Source organism: Scleromatobacter humisilvae, from assembly GCF_023231945.1.
Taxonomy (GTDB): Bacteria; Pseudomonadota; Gammaproteobacteria; order Burkholderiales; family Burkholderiaceae_C; genus Scleromatobacter; species Scleromatobacter humisilvae.
In genome coordinates, this window is record NZ_JAJLJH010000001.1 from 354,534 (window position 1) to 372,842 (window position 18,309).

Here is an 18,309-nt window from a genome sequence, read left to right on the forward strand (position 1 = left end):
ATCCACCAACTGTCGGCTCGCTGAACTCCTCCAAGTTGTTGGCACAATCCCACCCGACAGCAAGAGATTCCGCCTGCAGCGGAGCCATCAACGGGAGGAACCCCATGACGACGACTCTTCGCGGCAGCATTGCCGCAGCAGCGCTGTGCGCGCTTCTCGCCGCTTGCGGCGGCAGCGACAGCCCGCCCGCGCCCACCGTGCTGCCGGCCAGCGTGGCGATCGCCAACGACGCCCGCGCCGAGGCCGGCACCACCGCCACGTTCAGGACGGACCTCGCCACGACGACCGGCCTGACCTTCCGCTGGGACTTCGGCGACGGCAGCACGGGCACCGGCGCCACCGCGAGCCACGCCTACGCCAGGCCCGGCACGTACCAGGTGACGCTGGCCGTGGCCAACGACGCCGAGGACCTTCGCACGGCGACCTCCACCATCGAGGTCGGCGCCTATGCCAACGTGAGCGGCCTCGCCTGCTCGCAGGCGGATTCCGCGGGCTGGTGCTGGCAGCACGCGATCGTCACGGGCCATGAGATCAACGACCTCTTCTTCGTGGACGGCACCCATGCCTGGGCGGTCGGCAACGGCCCGTCGATCCTCAAGTCCAGCGACGGCGGCAACACCTGGTCGACGGTCGCGCTGGATGCCACGCTGCCGGCGGAGTCGCTGCAGACGGTGCGTTTCTACGACGCCGCGCACGGCATCGCCCTCGACAACCAGGGCGGCGCGCTCCTCACTGCAGACGGCGGCGGCACCTGGACGGCCACCAACTTCGGCGGACTGATCTACAGCGGCGGAGCCAACCTCGTCGATTACAGCGCCAGGCGCATCGTCGTGCAGGCAAGCTACGGCGGCAACGGCGCCATGAGCGTCGACGGCGGCAACAGCTGGAGCAGCGTCGCCGCCTACGGCCCGATCCAGACGACCTCGACGGACTGCTGGAGCTTCGGCGGGAACCTGGCCGAACGTGGCGCGGGATGCGGCCCCACCATGCAGCCGTCGTCGCCGTCGTTCATGGGGAACGGCTACAGCTACTTCACGGCAGGGTCGTTCGCGTCGGACAGCCAGGCGCTCGTCGTCGGCTCGGGCTACTCGTACGGCACTGGCATCCTGGGTTCCTGGGCCTGGGCGACGTCCGACGGCGGCACGACGTGGACGCAGTTCACGCCCAACGGCCTGCCCTCCTACGTGTACTACAGCCTGACGCTGCGCATGACGGATGCACAGACCGGCGTGCTGTACAACCCGTCCGATCTCATCGCCTACACCACGACGGACGGCGGCCAGAACTGGACGGCCCTCACCTCCTCCAACTCACTGATGCAGGCCTATGGCGGCTACCGGGCCACCGGACTCGTCGGAAACGGCGTGCTGTGGCAGGCGGTGTCCAACCACCTGGCCATCAGCACGGATCGCGGCCGGAACTGGAAGGACGTGGTCGTGCATGCCGAGGACGCCGTCAGCCAGAGCGGTCAATCGACCAGCCTCGCCATCACCCAATACACCGACGCGAGCAATTTCGTCGTCGCCGCCAGCAAGCGCTTCTACGTCACCAGCGACGGCGGCCAGACGTTTCGCGAGGTGCTCGGCCCGGACAGCCGCGATGTCGGCGCGCAGTACGCGGCGGGCGAATTCAGCGACATCCATCACGGCAAGTTCCTGACGTCCAACGGCGCGCTGCTGTCGACGGCCGACGGCGGCCGCACCTGGACGCGCCTCGACTATCCCTCGACGACCAATACGCCCACTGCGCTCCACTTCACGTCCGCGACCGAGGGCTGGCTGGTGCTCGGCGGCAAGCTCGCTCATTCCACTGACGGCGGCGCGACCTGGTCGACTCCGCTGACGGGCTCCGCCATGGCCAACCTGCAAGGCATGAGCTGGGGCGACGCCACGCACGGGTGGGCCTGGAACTCGGGCGTGCTTTTCTGCACGGCCAACGGCGGCGCGACCTGGACGCAGGCCACGATGCCCAACAACCTCATCGTGAGCAGCGCCGTGATGACGGGGCCGCTCACCGGTGTCGCCGCCTCGAACTACAGCGGCGCGGCGACGACGCAGGACGGCGGCGCCACGTGGCAGGCCGTCACCGTGCCCAACACCTACCTGGGGACGCTCGTGCACGCCAGCGGCCAGACGGTGTGGTCCGTATCGGGCTCCGTCATCGAACGCAGCAAGGATGGCGGCCGCACGTGGCAGTCCGCGGGCCCATCGGTCTACAGCACCTACGTCAGCAGCATGACGTTCGCGGACGCCATGCACGGCTGGCTCGTCACCAACACGGGCAGCGTCCTGCGCACCATCGACGGCGGCGACAGCTGGACGGCGCAGCCGGTCGGCTCCGACCTCGTGCTGGAGGCCGTCGTCGCGGCCGACGCACAGACGGCCTGGATCATCACGCGCGACGGCCAGATCCTGGCGACGGCGACGGCGGGGAACTGACGCCGGCGGGCGGCTCGCGGGCCCGGCACGGGATAATCGCCTGATGCATCTCGTGATCCCCTACGCATCGGCGCTGTCCGATGCCGCCGTGCAGGCCCTCGGCACGCTGAGCCTGCCCAACCTCGAGCGCCTGCTCGGGCGCTGGGCGCCCGTCGAGGACGCGAGCACGACGGATCTGCCGGATGCCGACGAATACGCGCTGTCGCTGCCGCACGAGCGCCTGCTCGCGCGCCTGCGCGGCTGGCCGGTGCGCGACGGGCTGCTGCCGTTCGCCGCCGAGGCCGCGCGCCGCGACGGCTTCGCGCCCGAGCCGGGCAGCGGCTGGGGCGTGCTCACGCCGGCGCACTGGCACGTCGGCCACGACCAGGTCAACCTCGTCGACCCCGCAATGCTGGAACTCGACGAGCCCGAGGCGCGCACGCTGCACGACACGCTCGCCCCGCTGTTCACCGACCTCGGCTGGACCTGGCACTGGGCCACGCCCACGCGCTGGTACGTGAGCCACCCGTCGCTGGCCGAGCTGCCCACGGCGTCCATCGACCGCGTGATCGGCCGCAACGTCGATCTCTGGCTCAACGACCATCCCGGCGTGATGCTGGTGCGTCGCCTGCAGAGCGAGGTGCAGATGCTGCTGTACGTGCATCCGCTCAACGACGAGCGCGAGGCGCGCGGCGCGATGAGCGTCAACTCGTTCTGGCTCGCCGGCACCGGCCCGACACAGCCGTCCGACAAGACGCTGCCCGCCGACGTCGTCGTCGACGACCGCCTGCGCGCGCCGTTGCTGGGCGACGACTGGAGCGCCTGGGCCGAGGCCTGGCATGCGCTCGACGCCGGGCCGCTGCGCGCGCTGGTCGACGCCTCCGGCGACGCACGCCTGTCGCTGTGCGGCGAGCGACTCGCGCGCACGTGGCAGCCGGCGCAGCGCTCGTGGTGGAAGAATCTGCTGGGCGCGCGCGGCCCTTCGATGCACGCCGTGCTGGAGGCGCTGTGAGCAGCTCGCCGCGCATCCACACGCGGGAAGTGCCGCCGCGCACCGCCTTCGCGCTTGAGCAGGCAGGCGTGCATCCCCTGCTCGCGCGCCTGTTCGCCGCGCGCGGCGTGCGCAGCGCCGCCGAGCTCGACGACGCGATGGCGCAGCTGCTGCCGCCGTCCACGCTGCGCGGCAGCGCCGAGGCCGCGCGCCTGCTGGCCGACGCGATCGCGGGCAACAAGCGCATCGTCGTCGTCGCCGACTACGACTGCGACGGCGCCACCGCCTGCGCCGTCGCGCTGCGCGGCCTGCAGATGCTGGGCGCCAACAGCGCGCGGCTGTCGTACGTCGTGCCCGATCGGCAACTGCACGGCTACGGCCTGACGCCCACCATCGTCGACCTCGCCTGCGGCGACGACGGCCCCGACGACACGCGCCCGTTCGATGCGTCGCGCGTGCCCCGGCCCGACCTGCTGGTGACGGTGGACAACGGCATCGCGAGCCTCGCGGGCGTCGCGCACGCCCGTTCGCGCGGGATCGACGTCCTCGTCACCGACCACCACCTGCCGGCGCTCGTCGACGGCCAGGTCGTGCTCCCTGATGCCAACGTCATCGTCAACCCGAACCAGCCGGACTGCACGTTCGAGAGCAAGGCGCTCGCGGGCGTCGGCGTCATGTTCTACACGCTGCTCGCCACGCGCGCGGAGCTGCGCGCGCGCGGCCGCTTCGATGCCGCGTCGCAGCCGCGGCTCGACGCGCTGCTCGACCTCGTCGCGCTGGGCACGGTGGCCGACGTCGTCAGGCTCGATCCGAACAACCGCCGGCTCGTCGCGCAGGGCTTGAAGCGCATCCGCGCCGGCCGCATGCAGCCGGGCATCGCGGCGCTGTTCCACGTGGCCGCGCGCAAGCACGAGCGCGCGAGCGCGTTCGACTTCGGCTTCGCGCTCGGGCCGCGCCTGAACGCCGCGGGCCGGCTCGCCGACATGACGCTGGGCATCGAATGCCTGCTCACCGACGACCCGACGCGCGCCGCCGAACTCGCGGCCGAACTCGATCGCATCAACCGCGAGCGGCGCGACGTCGAGGCCGGCATGCGCGAACAGGCCGAGGTGCTGATGGAGCAGATCATGCCCAGCGGCGCGCCGCCCGCGGCGCTGGCGCTGTTCCACGAGGGCTTCCACGAAGGCGTGGTCGGCATCGTCGCCGGCCGCATGAAGGATCGCCTGCATCGGCCGACCTTCGTGTTCGCGGTCGGCGCCGACGGCACCCTCAAGGGCTCGGGCCGCTCGATCGCCGGCTTCCACCTGCGCGACGCGCTGGACCTCGTCACCAAGCGCCATCCCGGCGTGCTGCGCAAGTTCGGCGGCCACTCGATGGCCGCGGGCTGCACGATCGCGCGCGAGGACTTCGAGACCTTCGACAAGGCCTTCACGGCCGTCGCGCAGGAGTGGCTGACCCCGGCCGCGCTGTCGCGCGTGCTCGCAACAGACGGCCCGCTCGCGCTCGAATGGTTCAACACCGCCACCGTCGCCGCGCTCGACGCCCAGGTGTGGGGCCAGGGCTTCGAGGCGCCGACGTTCTGCGACGAGGTCGACGTGGTGCAGCAGCGCCTGGTCGGCGAGAAGCACCTGAAGCTGCGCGTGCGCCACGGCGGCCAGCTGCGCGACGCGATCTGGTTCGGCCACAGCGAGCCGGTGCCCGAGCGCGTGCGGCTGGCCTATCGATTGAGCATCGACGAGTTCCAGGGGCAGCAGCGGCTGCAGATGGTGGTGGAGGCCGCTGACTGAAGGCGCCTCGGGCGGTGAGGCAGAATCGCCCGCGGCCCCTGGATCGACACGCCGGCGCATGACGCCAGGCGGCACCGCGAGGCCGGCAACCAAGGGTGCTCGCGCACCGGGAGGAAGATCGGATGTCGACGATCCTGCGAAGCGTCGCCCTGCTCGCGCTCGGCGCCGCGGCCGCATCCGCCAACGCGTCCGAAGGCGCCGATGGCCGCGCACGCGAACTGCACGCCCAGAAGCTGACGGTCAGCGACCCCCTGCTCGAGCCGTTCCTGAAGCCGCCCACCTTCACGCAGATGGCGCTGTCGCCCGACGGCAAGCACGCGGCCGGCGTCGCGATCAATCCGCTGGGCTCCAATTCGGCGGTGATCATGATCGACACCGAGACCGCCGAGGCGCGTGCGATCGTGCAGCCGCGCGTCTGGAAGGTGACGGGCTACCAGCCCTACGTGCGCGACCCGCGCGCCGTGCGCTGGCTCAACAACCAGCAGATCGCGGTCAACTTCACCGTGCCCGACGCGGCGATCTTCGGCATCGACGGCAAGCCCGGCACCGACCTGATGCAGGGCTACCTGCACCCGCTGCGCGACGCGCCCGGCAAGCCGACGGACTGGCACCTCGTCGTGCGCGAGGCCCGGGGCCACCGGTTGGCGGCCCTCAACGTGCGCACCAACGAGAACGTCTCCTACGACCTCGACCTGCCGGACAACCTGATGGACTGGGCCACCGACGCCACCGGCCAGATCCGCGCCGCGCGCACGATCGATACCGCGTTCTGGTCCGACACCTCCACCGTGACGACCTGGTACCGCATCGACGCGAAGGCCAGGTGGCAGAAGGTGGACGAGCGCTCGGTGCTGGCCGAGACCTTCCGTCCGGTGTTCGTGCCCGACCGCCCGAACCGCCTCGTCGTGCAGGCCCGCAACGGCGGCGACCGCCTCGCGATCTGGGACTACGACGTCCCGGGCCACACCTTCGGCGAGCTGCTGGCCGGACACGAGAGCGAGGACATCGTGTCGCTGCGCTTCGACAATCCCGAGGCCACGGAGCTGCAGAGCGCCGTGACCGACGGCCTCAAGCGCCACACCTACTGGTTCGACGCGCACTACGCGAAGATCCAGGCCGCGCTGGACGCCAGCCTGCCCGACAACGTCAACGTGCTGCAGGGCGGCAGCCGCAACCACCAGCTCGTCTTCTCGTATTCGGACGTCGATCCGGGCCGCTGGTTCGCGCTCGACGCCACGACGATGAAGATGTCGCTGGTCGCGACGCGCGAGCCGTCCATCGACCCGGCCCGCATGCAGCCCATGCAGGCGCTGCGCTACCCGTCGTTCGACGGCACCTCCGTGCCGGCCTACCTCACGCTGCCCGGCAAGCCCGCCGGCCCCGCGCCGCTGATCGTGCTGATCCACGGCGGGCCTCAGGCGCGCGACTACTGGGGCTTCGACCCCGAGGTGCAGATCTTCGCGGCCCACGGCTACGCGGTCTTCCAGCCGCAGTTCCGCGGCTCGACGGGATTCGGCAGGCACTTCGAGGAATCCGGCTACGGCCAGTGGGGCCTGGCGATGCAGGACGACATCACCGCGGGCGTGCACTGGCTGATCGCCCAGAAGATCGCCGACCCGCAGCGCATCTGCATCGTGGGCGCGAGCTACGGCGGCTATGCCGCGCTGTGGGGACTCGCGAAGACGCCGGATCTCTACAAGTGCGGCGTCAGCGTGGCCGGGCCGTCCGACCTGGCCCGCATCCTGGGCGACCGCTCGGACATGAGCCGCAACGCCATCGTGCGCGAGATCGTGCGACACCAGCTGGGCGATTCATCGAAGATGGCGGCCGAGATGGAGGCCGTCTCGCCGGTCAAGCACGCCGACCGCATCAAGGCGCCGCTGCTGCTGGTCTACGGCAAGCTGGACCAGCGCGTGCCGATCTCGCACGGCAGGCGCATGCTCGACGCCATGCAGGACCTGCACAAGGACGTGCAGTGGATCGAGTTCTCCGACGAGGGCCACGGCGTGCGCCTGGCCGCCAACAGGGTCGTCTACTACGACGCCGTCTTCGCGCTGCTCGCGCGCACGATCGGCAAGGGCGAGCCGCCCTTCCCGCCGCCGGTGGCGCAGACGGCGACGCCGCCGGCCTCCGCCCCGCAGTGAGGCAGGAGGCGCGCGCGGCGCCGGGACGCGAGCGTCAGTTGTTCAGCAGCAGGTCCGCGATCACGCCGGTCGCGACCGCGGCCAGCACGTAGTCGCCGTTGACGTTGACCCAGTGGTAGCCCGCCGGCGGCTGGCGCAGGTTGTGGGACTTCCAGTCGCTCACTTCGTAGCGCTTGTCGCGGTACTCGGCGGGAACGCGGTCGCCCTTGTGCCAGCTGTGGTCGGGGCCGGCACCGCGCTCGTCATGACGTTGCTCGGTGCGACGGTCGTCGTGCTTCTCTTCCTGTGCCATCGAGATGGCCGGAGCGGCGACGGCCGCGATCAGGAGAGCGCCCGCCAGGGTCTTGAGGGTGATCATGAGAGTTCCTTGGTGAGGGATGGAGTGAAGACATTCTTGGGCCATCCCGTCGACGCGGGCGTAGGCGGCTCGACGCATCGCCGGTAGGCCGGGCGACGGACACCCTGTCGGCGCGTGGCTTCTTTGCCGGACTTGACGATGCATCGATGCCGACACAATCGACGGCGGCATCCCCTGTCGCTGCGGACGGCGTAAGGAATCGCCTGCGTCAAGCGACGAACCGCTATCCTCCACCGCACGGACGCCCACGCTCGTCCGACCCGCCATGCGCCATCCCACCACTTCCTCCCCGCTGCGCCGCGTGCTCGCGTTGCTCGGCTTGGCCGTCTCCGCGACGCTCGCACTCGCGGCGCCGACCGGCGCCTCGGCGGCGTCCAGCTGCTCGGCGCAGTCGGGCGCGACGGTGCCGGCGGTCATCGAGCTCTACACGTCCGAGGGCTGCAACTCGTGCCCGCCGGCCGACCGCTGGCTGAGCTCGCTGAAGGGCCGCGACGACGTCGTCGCCCTCGCCTTCCACGTCGACTACTGGGACAGCCTCGGCTGGAAGGATCGCTTCGCGCAGCCGCAGTTCACGCAGCGGCAGAACGCGACGCAGCACACCAGCGGCGCGCGCTTCGCGTACACGCCGCAGGTCATTCTCGACAGCCGCGACGCGCCCAACTGGAGTTCGCTTCCCCCGGCCGTGCTGCAGCGCAGGACGCCGGCCGCGATCGGGCTGGCGCTGGCGCGCGACGGCAGCGGGCTCGCGCTGACGGTGACGCCCGGCGCCGGCGCGCCGGCGGCGCTGTCGGGCTACGTCGCCGTGGTCGACGACGGCCTGCAGACCCACGTGGGCGCCGGCGAGAACCGCGGCGAGACGCTGCACCAGGACGGCGTCGTGCGCGAGCTGCTGCCGTGGAACCTGGCCGGCGGCCGCCCGGCCACGCTGCGCTTCGCGTCCGCCTCGACGCCCGAGCCCGGCGCGACCCGGCACTGGGTCGCCGTGGCCACCGACGGCCCCTACGGCAAGCCGCTGCAGGCCGTGACGCTGGCGTGCGCTCGCTGACATCGGCCAAAACCTCGTAAAACCCGACCGATCGGTCGGAGAATCGACGGTTTGCCGAATCGGATTCCGGGCGAAATACGTTACGCTGTCGGATGCGACGCGCTGCGGTGACCCCGCCGTGCGCGCCATGTTCCGGCCGGCCGCGGCACACCCACCGCGCGACCGGCCGTTTCGCAGCTATCTTTCCGCTCGCCACCGCGGGCGCGGAGCTTTGCCGATGACCCAGCACGACCCCTTGAGTCTGCACGTCCCGGAGCCCACGGGGCGCCCGGGCTGCGCGACCGACTTCTCGTACCTCCACGTCTCGCCCGCCGGCGAGGTCCGCCGCCCGCCGGTCGACACCGACCCGAGGTCCACCAGCGACCTGGCGTTCTCGCTGATCCGCGTCCTCGACGCCGACGGCAACGCGGTCGGTCCCTGGGCCCCGGAGGTCAGCGACGAGCTGCTCCGCAAGGGCATGACCACGATGATGAAGACGCGCGTCTTCGACTCGCGCATGCTCATCGGCCAGCGCCAGAAGAAGATGTCGTTCTACATGCAGTCGCTCGGCGAGGAGGCCATCGGCACCGCGCACGGCCTCGCGCTGATCGATGGCGACATGTGCTTCCCCACCTACCGCCAGCAAAGCCTGCTGCTCGTGCGCGACTACCCGCTGGTCGACATGATCTGCCAGCTGCTGTCCAACGAGCGCGACCCGCTCAAGGGCCGCCAGCTGCCGGTGATGTACTCGGTCAAGGCCAAGGGCTTCTTCTCGATCTCCGGCAACCTCGCCACGCAATACATCCAGGCCGTGGGCTGGGCGATGGCGTCGGCCATCAAGGGCGACACCAAGATCGCGTCGGCGTGGATCGGCGACGGCGCCACCGCCGAGTCCGACTTCAACACCGCCCTGACCTTCGCGCACGTCTACAACGCGCCGGTGATCCTCAACGTCGTCAACAACCAGTGGGCGATCTCGACGTTCCAGGCGATCGCCGGCGGCGAGCACACGACCTTCGCCGCGCGCGGCGTGGGCTCGGGCATCGCGTCGCTGCGCGTGGATGGCAACGACTTCCTCGCGGTCTACGCGGCCTCGCAATGGGCCGCCGAACGCGCGCGCCGCAACCTCGGCCCGACGCTGGTCGAGTGGGTCACGTACCGCGCCGGCCCGCACTCGACGTCCGACGACCCGAGCAAGTACCGCCCCGCCGACGACGCACAGCGCTTCCCGCTGGGCGACCCGATCGCGCGCCTGAAGGCGCACATGATCAGGCGCGGCTGCTGGTCCGACGCCGAGCACGAGGAGACCCAGAAGGCGCTGGAGGCCGAAGTGGCCGCCGCGCAGAAGGAAGCCGAGTCCTACGGCACGCTCAACGACGGCCGCATCCCGAGCGCCGCGTCGATGTTCGAGGACGTCTACAAGGAAATGCCGGAGCACCTGCGCCGTCAACGCCAGGAGCTGGGAGTCTGATCATGGAAATGCAGAACAAGAACCAGTTGGCAGCGGCCCCCACCGGCCCGACCGCGCCGATGACGATGATCCAGGCGCTACGTTCGGCGATGGACGTGATGCTGGAGCGCGACCCCAACGTGGTCATCTTCGGCCAGGACGTGGGCTACTTCGGCGGCGTGTTCCGCTGCACCGAGGGCCTGCAGAAGAAGTACGGCAAGCAGCGCGTGTTCGACGCGCCGATCTCCGAAGGCGGCATCGTCGGCGCGGCGGTCGGCATGGGCGCGTATGGCCTGCGCCCGGTCGTCGAGATCCAGTTCGCCGACTACTTCTATCCGGCGTCCGACCAGATCGTCTCCGAGGCGGCGCGCCTGCGCTACCGCTCGGCCGGCGACTTCACCACGCCGATGACGATCCGCATGCCTTGCGGCGGCGGCATCTACGGCGGCCAGACGCACAGCCAGTCGCCCGAGGCGATGTTCACGCACGTCTGCGGGCTGCGCACGGTGATGCCGTCCAATCCGTACGACGCCAAGGGCCTGCTCATCTCGTGCATCGAGAACGACGACCCCGTCATCTTCCTCGAGCCCAAGCGCCTGTACAACGGCCCGTTCGACGGCCACCACGACAAGCCCGTGGTGCCGTGGTCCAAGCACAAGCTCGGCGAGGTGCCCGAGGGCTACTACACGGTGCCGCTGGACTCCGCGTCGATCTACCGCGAGGGCTCGCAGCTGACGGTGATCACCTACGGCACGATGGTCTACGTCAGCGAGGCCGCGGCCGCGCTGACCGGCGTCGATGCCGAGATCATCGACCTGCGCAGCATCTGGCCGCTCGATCTCGACACCATCGTCAAGTCGGTCAAGAAGACCGGCCGCTGCGTCGTCGTGCACGAAGCGACCAAGACCAGCGGCTTCGGCGCGGAGCTGACCGCGCTCGTCCAGGAGCACTGCTTCTACAACCTGGAAGCCCCCATCGAACGCGTCGCCGGCTGGGATACCCCCTACCCGCATGCGCAGGAGTGGGCGTATTTCCCGGGGCCCGACCGCGTCGGTGCCGCGTTCAAGCGTGCGATGGAGAAATAATCAATGGGTATTCACGTCATCAAGATGCCGGACATCGGCGAAGGCATCGCGGAAGTCGAACTGGTCGCCTGGAACGTCAAGGTCGGCGACAACGTCGTCGAGGACATGAACCTCGCCGACGTCATGACCGACAAGGCCACGGTCGAGATCCCGTCGCCGGTGCACGGCAAGGTGCTGGCGCTGGGCGGCAAGGTGGGCGACGTCATGGCGGTCGGCTCCGAGCTGATCCGCATCGAGGTCGAGGGCGCGGGCAACGTCAAGGAAGGCGCCGCGGCGCCGGCTCCGGCGACCGCTCCAGCGGCTGCTGCCAAGGCCGCGCCTGCGCCGGCTCCGGCCGTCGCGGCCGCGCCCGCACCGGCGCCCGTCGCTGCCAAGGCGCCGGCTCCGGCGCCGCAAGCGGCCCCGGCGCGCGCGCCCGCGGCCGGCGCGCAGAAGATCACCCGCGCCCCCACCGACAAGCCGATCGCCTCGCCCGCCGTGCGCAACCACGCGTGGGATCTCGGCATCGACCTGCAGTACGTGATGGGCACCGGCACCGCCGGCCGCATCACGCACGAGGACATCGAGGCCTACGCCAGGCAAGGCACCATCGGCGGCACCGGCGGGACCGCAAACGCGGGCGGCGATCCGCGCTACGCGCAGCGCGCCGACGAGGAGCAGATCCCCGTCATCGGCCTGCGCCGCAAGATCGCGCAGAAGATGCAGGACGCCAAGCGCCGCATCCCGCATTTCACGTACGTGGAAGAGATCGACGTCACCGAGCTCGAGGCGCTGCGCGGCAAGCTGAACCAGAAGCACGGCGCGACGCGCGGCAAGCTCACGATGCTGCCGTTCATCATGCGCGCCGTGGTGCTGGCGGTGCGCGACTTCCCGCAGATGAACGCGCGCTTCGACGACGAGGCCGGCGTGGTCACGCGCTTCAGCGCCGTCCATCTCGGCATGGCCACGCAGACCGAGGCCGGCCTGATGGTGCCGGTGCTGCAGCACGCCGAGACGCTGGACATGTGGGCCACCGCCGCCGAGGTCTCGCGGCTGGCGGCCGGCGCGCGCACGGGCAAGTCCGCGCGCGAGGAGCTCACGGGCTCGACGATCACGATCACCAGCCTGGGCGCGCTGGGCGGCATCGTCACGACGCCGGTGATCAACTCGCCGGAGGTGGCCATCGTCGGCGTCAACCGCGTCGTCGAACGGCCGATGATCCGCGACGGCCTGGTCGTCGCGCGCAAGATGATGAACCTGTCGTCGTCGTTCGACCACCGCGTGGTCGACGGCATCCATGCAGCGGAGTTCGTGCAAGTCATCCGGGGCTATCTCGAAACCCCGGCAACGCTGTTCGTGGAGTAAGACGACATGGATATCCAATCGACCACCCTCGTCGTCATCGGCGGCGGCCCCGGCGGCTACGTCGCGGCCATCCGCGCCGGGCAGCTGGGCATTCCCACGGTGCTGATCGAAGGCGAGAGCCTGGGCGGCACCTGCCTGAACGTCGGCTGCATCCCGTCGAAAGCCATCATCCACGCGGCCACCGCATTCGAGGAGGCCACGCACTGGGCGGGCGACTCGAAGATCGGCATCAAGGTCGCCGATCCCACCATCGATCTCGCGAAGACGATGAAATGGAAGGACACGATCGTCGGCAAGCTGACCGGCGGCGTCGGCGTGCTGCTGAAGAAGAACGGCGTCAAGGTCATCAAGGGCTGGGCCACGCTCGTCGACGGCAAGACCGTCAACGTGACGCCCGCCGGCGCCAGCGAGCCGACGATCCGCATGACCTGCGAGCACCTGCTGCTGGCCGCGGGCTCCGACGCCGTCGAACTGCCGATGATGAAGTTCGGCGGCCGCGTGATCTCGTCGACCGACGCGCTCGCGCTGACCGAAGTGCCGAAGACGCTCGCGGTCGTCGGCGCCGGCTACATCGGCCTCGAGCTGGGCATGGCGTATCGCAAGCTGGGCGCGGAAGTGTTCGTCGTCGAGGCGCTGGATCGCATCCTGCCCGCGTATGACGAGGAACTGACCAAGCCGGTACGGGCCGCGATCGACAAGGCCGGCATCAAGCTGCACCTGGGTCATACGGTACAAGGCATGAACGACTTGGGCGACGCGCTGCACGTGAAGAACGGCGCCGGCGAGTCCGTGCACCTGCCGGCCGACAAGATCCTCGTCGCGGTCGGCCGCAAGCCGCACACGGCGGGCTGGGGACTCGAGTCTCTGATGCTGGACATGAACGGCCGCGCCGTGAAGGTCGACAGCCAGTGCCGCACGTCGATGCGCAACGTCTGGGCCATCGGCGACCTCACGGGCGAGCCCATGCTGGCGCACCGCGCGATGGCGCAGGGCGAGATGGTGGCCGAGATCATCTCCGGCAAGAACCGCCACTTCGCGCCGGCCGCGATCCCGGCGGTGTGCTTCACCGATCCCGAGATCGTCGTCGTCGGCCTCAACGCGACCGAGGCCGCGGCTGCGGGCCATGAGGTCATCAGCGCCATGTTCCCGTTCGCGGCGAACGGGCGGGCGATGACGCTGGAGTCCACCGACGGGTTCGTGCGCGTCGTCGCGCGCAAGGACAACCACCTGATCGTGGGGTGGCAGGCGGTCGGCAAGGGCGTGTCGGAGCTGTCGTCCGCGTTCTCGCAGTCGATCGAGATGGGGGCTGTGCTGGAGGATGTCGGGCATACGATTCATGCGCATCCGACGTTGGGCGAGGCTGTTCAGGAGGCTGCTCTGCGGGCTTTGGGGCACGCGTTGCACATCTGATCCGGCGCCGCCGGTCGCATCGAAGGGCCCGCCGCGCGCGGGCCCTTGTCATTGGCGACTGCCAGAATCGCGGCGTGAACCTCGAGTCCCTCCAAGGCCGCGCGATCTTCGGCAAGACCACGCGCATCCGCCCGCTGCAACTGGGCCCGCACGCCGGCACCTATCGCATCGAGTCGCATCGCCTCGAGCGGCCGGACGGCGCCGTGCTCGAAGGCAGGTCGTCGCGCCCGCTCGATGATCGCGTCGACACCGTCGTGCTCTATTTCGGCGGCCGCAACGAGAACGTCGTCTGGGCGCCGGACATGGCGTCGTTCAACCCGCGCCATGCGATCTACGCGTTCAACTATCGGGGCTTCGGCCGTTCCACCGGCCGCGCGTCCGAGAGTCGTGCGAAGGCCGACGCCCAGGCCATCCACGAGTTCGTCGCCGCACGCGAATCCATGGCCGATCTCGCGATCGTCGGGCGCAGCCTGGGGACGGCCGTCGCGCTGTGGCTGGCCCGCGAGGCGCGTCCGCGGCGGCTGGTGCTGATGTCGCCGTTCGAGAGCGTCGCGGCGGTGCTGCGTACGCGGCGCCTCGGCTGGCTCGCCGCGCCGCTCGTGACGCAGCGCTTCGACGGCGTCGAGCTCGCGGCCGGCTACGAGGGCCGCACGCTGGTGCTGCTCGCCGGGACCGACACCTCCGTCCCGCACGCGCACAGCCGGCGTCTCTGCGCGCGCCTGCCCGAGGCGCCGGAGCTGCACGTCATCGGCGGCGTCACGCACCAGTCGCTGCCTCGCTCGCCAGGCGCGCAGGCGGCGATCGCGCGCTTCCTCAGTAGTGGTAGCCCAGTTGCAGGAAGATCGTCTCGTCCGTCCGCCGCTGCGTGAGCGGCGTGTGCGCGGCGCTGCCCAGCAGCACGCTCGTGTTGACGCCGGAGGCCAGCGACCACTTGTTGCTCAGCTGCGTGCCGGCGGCGATGTTGAAGAAGACGTTCTTCAGGCCGGGGTGCGTCACGTAGGGAGCGAGGTGGTCGCTCCCGGACTGCGCCGGCGTGATGCCGAAGCTGGACTTCATGTACGACGCATTGACCGCCTCGAAGCCCGGGCTCAACGTCAGGAAGCCGTGCGCGCCCAGCTTCATCGAGAAGTTGGCGTTGGCGACCAGCCTGACCCCGCTGCGGTCGGCGCCGCCGCCATACGTCAGCTCGCTGTTGAAGCGCACGTGCTGGTCGAACAGGAAGGTCGCGAAGACGCCGCCCTCGATGTCGAGGCGGATCTTGTCGGAAGGATCGTCCGTGCGCAGCGGCCGCAGGCCATAGGTCAGCAGCGGGCCATAGTCGAACACCGGATCGTCGGAGACATCCCAGAGCACCTGCCCGGGCGAGGCGACGATGCCGTTGCTCCAGCGTCCCGACAGCGAGGGCAGCAGCGCGACCTCGCGCCGCTCGCCGCCTTCGCTGCGCGGCGCGTCGACCGCGGTCGCGGCGAACGAGATGTCGTGCGAGCCCTCGGGCATGTTGAAGCTGCTGTCGGCTCGGGCCGCGCAGCAAGCCAGCGCGATGGCGGCGGCGACGAGAACTCTCGGCGATCGGGTCTTCATTCGTTTGGAGGACGGTTGTGGGAGGTCGGGGCGCAGTCTACGGGCAGCCGACGCGGCGGGCCCGTGCCGGAAGTCATGCCGCGCGGCCATGCCTTCCGGCACATGCGTCGGACACATCGCCATGCCTAGAATTTCGCCACGCTCACGAAGGACGACGCCCGGGACATGAAGACATCGCAAGCCATCGCCGTCACATTGCTGCTGGCCGCCGCGCTCGCGCCGGGCATGGGTCGCACGGCCGAAAGCGAGCCGCAGCACGTGGAGGTGGCGGGCGCGCTCGACGCCGAATGGGCCAGCTATCGCTACGCCTACGAGGCCGCCTCGTTCATTGGCAAGTTCCTTCGCAAGCGTCCGCTGATCCAGGCGCAGATGCAGCTGCGTCCGGTCGATCCCGCGACGCCCGTGACGGGCCTGAAGGTGCGCCTGGTGGGCAAGACGACGGACATCGAACTCGCCGCCGACGACATCGGCCTGGTCACCGTGCCGCAGCTCAAGCAGGCCTACGACGAGGACGCGGTGCTGCGCCTCAATCGCCCCAAGGGCCTGTACAAGTTCAGCGGCCGCTACACGATCAAGGCGCGCGACGACGGCCGCTACAGCGTCGCCGACCTGCGCGACGCCTGCGAGCAGATGATCGGCGCCCAGCGCGAGTCGGGCTACCGCATCCGGCTGTGGGGCAAGAAGTGCGTCGGCGTGAAGTTCGTCTATCCGGCCGGCGACACCGCCGCGGCGCTCGATTTCCACGCCGCCGATGACCGTGTCACGCCCATCGGTGCGACCGACGGCAAGCCCTTCGAGGACGACTCGATGGGCGACTACAAGATCGTCGTGGTGCGATTCGAGGACTGGCCCAAGGGCGGCCGAATCGTCGCCGGCATGAAGCCGCTGGCGATCGGCACCGTCTACGAATAGCTACTTCAGCAGCGTCATCAGGCTGGCCGCCGACACCGGCTTGACCAGGTGCGCCGAGAAGCCCTTGGCGCGCGAACGGCGCACGTCCTCGGGGCCGCCCGCGCCGGTGATCGCGACGATGGGCAGCTCCTCGCAGCCCGGCTGGAAGCGCAGGTGGGCGGCGAGCTCGTAGCCGTCCATCGCGGGCATGCCGATGTCCAGCAGCGCGATGTCGGGCAGCGTGTCCTGCAGGGCCGCGAGCGCCGCGGGGCCGTCGTGGGCGACTGTGACGCCGTAGCCCCAGGCCTCGAGCATGGCGCCGAGCGAGTCGGCGGCGTCGACGTTGTCGTCGACGACGAGGATGTTGCGGATCTTCGGATTGGCCGTGACGGCGTGCAGTTGCGAGAAGCGGCCGTCGTTCGTTTCGTGAAGGGCTGACATGTTGTTCTTCGAATGCAGGTGCGGACGCCTGGCGCCCGCTTCGTAAAATCTTGATACATGCCCAGCAATCGGGATGCCTGCCTCAGCGCGCGCAGAAGTCGAGCGGCACGGCCGCGGCGACGGCCGCATAGCCGGTGTCGTTGCCGTGGAGGTGGTCGGCGCTGGCCAGCCGCGCGAGCAGGCGCGCGGGATGCGCGGGATCGTGCACGATGGCGTCGAAGTCGATCACCGCGTCGAAGGCGCCCGCTGTGCGGATCCACGCGTTGATGCCTTGCCGCAAGGCCTCCTTGGCCGGCGTGTCGTAGCCGGGCAGGACGACGACGCCTTCCACCGGTGTCAGCGTCGTGCCGATCGCGCGCAGGCCCGCGCGGTGCGCGCGCGCGGCGAGCTCGCGATAGCCCGCGGCGAGCGCGTCCACCGTCGGCAGGTCGCCGGCCGGGGCGACGCCCGCGGCCAGGCCGAGGTCGTTGGTGCCCAGGTGGATGATCACCGCGTTCGCGCCGGGCTGCTGCAACACGTCGCGATCGAAGCGGGCCAGGCCGGACTCGCCGAGCGCGCTGCCGAAGTCCGGCGACCTGGGCTGGCGATGCGCCGGACTGTCCCGCAGCAGCCGGTTGCCGATCAGGCCTTCGTTGAGCACGGCCACGCGCGGGCAGGCGCCGCCGGCGCGTTGCAGGCGCGCGGCGAGCGCATCGGTCAGGCGCGTGTTGGCGCCGGGCGTGCTGCCGTCGCCGTCGATCCACGAGTCTCCGAAGGCCACGATGGCCGTGGCGTCGGCGGCGGCCACGTCCACGCCCGTCAGGAAGGGCCAGTCGTCGATCGTCCTGGCCGGCGGGAAATGGGCGGCGCCGGTGGCGTCGACGCGGTCCCGGGTGACGTAGCTGGTCTGCTGTGCAAGCGCATGCGTGGTGTCGGCCACGAGCGGCGCCGTCGAATGCAGGCTGATCGCCAGGTCGGACAGCGCGGGCACGTCCAGCGCCACGGCGTCGCTCGTCACGCTCGCGCCGGGCGCGATCACGACGCCGGGCCGGCCGCCGAAGGACAGCGCGCGGTCGGAGGCCGGGTCGATGTCCGCGCCCCGGCTGCGCCGCGCCACGTGCGCCGCGTCCAACCGCAACGGCGTCCTGCCGTAGGTGTTGGACAGCCGCACCCGCACGCGTCCGCCGCCGATGCTGACGTGCACCACCAGCCGCAGCGTGCGGCCCGCGTCGTTCGCCACCGGCCCCGGGAACGCCGGCTGCGCGGCCGTCGCCCAGGTGCCGACCCAGTGCTCGTCCGCCCGGGCCCGCGCGGGCCACAGGGCCGCCAGCATGAGCGCGGCGCCCACCAGGGCGATGGCGAACGAGGAGGTCGAATGTCGCGCGGGCTTGTCCATGCATGCCAAGG

General features: G+C 70.5%; 15 protein-coding genes. 11 read left to right on the forward strand and 4 right to left on the reverse strand.

Features of this window, described 5'->3' with window-relative positions; genetic code table 11:
- The first annotated feature begins 104 nt into the window (after positions 1-104).
- The 4 genes from LPC04_RS01670 to LPC04_RS01685 all read left to right on the forward strand — a co-directional run bounded on the left by LPC04_RS01670 (position 105) and on the right by LPC04_RS01685 (position 7,339).
- Positions 105-2,438, forward strand: coding sequence for a YCF48-related protein (locus LPC04_RS01670; protein ID WP_275680443.1), 2,334 nt, complete (start codon positions 105-107; stop codon positions 2,436-2,438).
- 43 nt (positions 2,439-2,481) lie between these two features.
- Positions 2,482-3,429 carry a hypothetical protein gene (locus tag LPC04_RS01675; RefSeq protein WP_275680444.1) on the forward strand — a complete coding sequence of 316 codons (948 nt, stop codon included), beginning with the start codon at positions 2,482-2,484 and terminating at the stop codon, positions 3,427-3,429.
- The gene (gene recJ / locus LPC04_RS01680) at positions 3,426-5,195 is read left to right on the forward strand and encodes a single-stranded-DNA-specific exonuclease RecJ (protein ID WP_275680445.1); all 1,770 of its coding nucleotides are present in this window, start codon (positions 3,426-3,428) and stop codon (positions 5,193-5,195) included. Before LPC04_RS01675 ends, recJ begins: the two co-directional genes overlap by 4 nt.
- Before the next feature lie 122 nt (positions 5,196-5,317).
- Positions 5,318-7,339 carry an alpha/beta hydrolase family protein gene (locus tag LPC04_RS01685; RefSeq protein ID WP_275680446.1) on the forward strand — a complete coding sequence of 674 codons (2,022 nt, stop codon included), beginning with the start codon at positions 5,318-5,320 and terminating at the stop codon, positions 7,337-7,339.
- Positions 7,340-7,373: 34 nt separating this feature from the next.
- Here the strand turns inward: LPC04_RS01685 and LPC04_RS01690 are convergent, their stop codons facing one another.
- Positions 7,374-7,697 carry an RcnB family protein gene (locus LPC04_RS01690; protein WP_275680447.1) on the reverse strand — a complete coding sequence of 108 codons (324 nt, stop codon included), beginning with the start codon at positions 7,695-7,697 and terminating at the stop codon, positions 7,374-7,376.
- Between the two features lie 265 nt (positions 7,698-7,962).
- Here LPC04_RS01690 and LPC04_RS01695 point away from each other — a divergent pair, with 265 nt between their 5' ends.
- The 6 genes from LPC04_RS01695 to LPC04_RS01720 all read left to right on the forward strand — a co-directional run bounded on the left by LPC04_RS01695 (position 7,963) and on the right by LPC04_RS01720 (position 14,879).
- Positions 7,963-8,742 carry a DUF1223 domain-containing protein gene (locus LPC04_RS01695; protein ID WP_275680448.1) on the forward strand — a complete coding sequence of 260 codons (780 nt, stop codon included), beginning with the start codon at positions 7,963-7,965 and terminating at the stop codon, positions 8,740-8,742.
- 217 nt (positions 8,743-8,959) lie between these two features.
- Positions 8,960-10,192 (forward strand): 3-methyl-2-oxobutanoate dehydrogenase (2-methylpropanoyl-transferring) subunit alpha, encoded by a 1,233-nt coding sequence (locus LPC04_RS01700; protein ID WP_275680449.1) that lies wholly within the window; start codon positions 8,960-8,962, stop codon positions 10,190-10,192.
- 8 nt (positions 10,193-10,200) lie between these two features.
- Positions 10,201-11,256, forward strand: a complete 1,056-nt coding sequence (locus LPC04_RS01705; protein ID WP_275681903.1) for an alpha-ketoacid dehydrogenase subunit beta — start codon at positions 10,201-10,203, stop codon at positions 11,254-11,256.
- Positions 11,257-11,259: 3 nt separating this feature from the next.
- Positions 11,260-12,600 carry a dihydrolipoamide acetyltransferase family protein gene (locus LPC04_RS01710; RefSeq protein WP_275680450.1) on the forward strand — a complete coding sequence of 447 codons (1,341 nt, stop codon included), beginning with the start codon at positions 11,260-11,262 and terminating at the stop codon, positions 12,598-12,600.
- Between the two features lie 6 nt (positions 12,601-12,606).
- A complete protein-coding gene (gene lpdA / locus LPC04_RS01715) occupies positions 12,607-14,010 on the forward strand; it encodes a dihydrolipoyl dehydrogenase (RefSeq protein ID WP_275680451.1) in 1,404 nt (467 codons plus the stop codon).
- 74 nt (positions 14,011-14,084) lie between these two features.
- Positions 14,085-14,879 carry an alpha/beta hydrolase gene (locus LPC04_RS01720; RefSeq protein ID WP_275680452.1) on the forward strand — a complete coding sequence of 265 codons (795 nt, stop codon included), beginning with the start codon at positions 14,085-14,087 and terminating at the stop codon, positions 14,877-14,879.
- On the opposite strand, the gene LPC04_RS01725 is transcribed toward LPC04_RS01720, so the two are convergent.
- Complete coding sequence (locus tag LPC04_RS01725; protein WP_275680453.1) at positions 14,824-15,591, reverse strand: MipA/OmpV family protein; 768 nt, start codon at positions 15,589-15,591, stop codon at positions 14,824-14,826. The genes LPC04_RS01720 and LPC04_RS01725 overlap by 56 nt on opposite strands.
- Positions 15,592-15,756: 165 nt before the next feature.
- Here LPC04_RS01725 and LPC04_RS01730 point away from each other — a divergent pair, with 165 nt between their 5' ends.
- Complete coding sequence (locus LPC04_RS01730; RefSeq protein ID WP_275680454.1) at positions 15,757-16,503, forward strand: hypothetical protein; 747 nt, start codon at positions 15,757-15,759, stop codon at positions 16,501-16,503.
- Here LPC04_RS01730 and LPC04_RS01735 read toward each other — a convergent pair whose 3' ends face one another.
- Complete coding sequence (locus tag LPC04_RS01735) at positions 16,504-16,923, reverse strand: response regulator (protein ID WP_275680455.1); 420 nt, start codon at positions 16,921-16,923, stop codon at positions 16,504-16,506. It lies immediately after the preceding gene.
- A gap of 82 nt (positions 16,924-17,005) precedes the next feature.
- The gene (locus LPC04_RS01740) at positions 17,006-18,298 is read right to left on the reverse strand and encodes an SGNH/GDSL hydrolase family protein (protein ID WP_275680456.1); all 1,293 of its coding nucleotides are present in this window, start codon (positions 18,296-18,298) and stop codon (positions 17,006-17,008) included.
- Positions 18,299-18,309 lie beyond the last annotated feature (11 nt).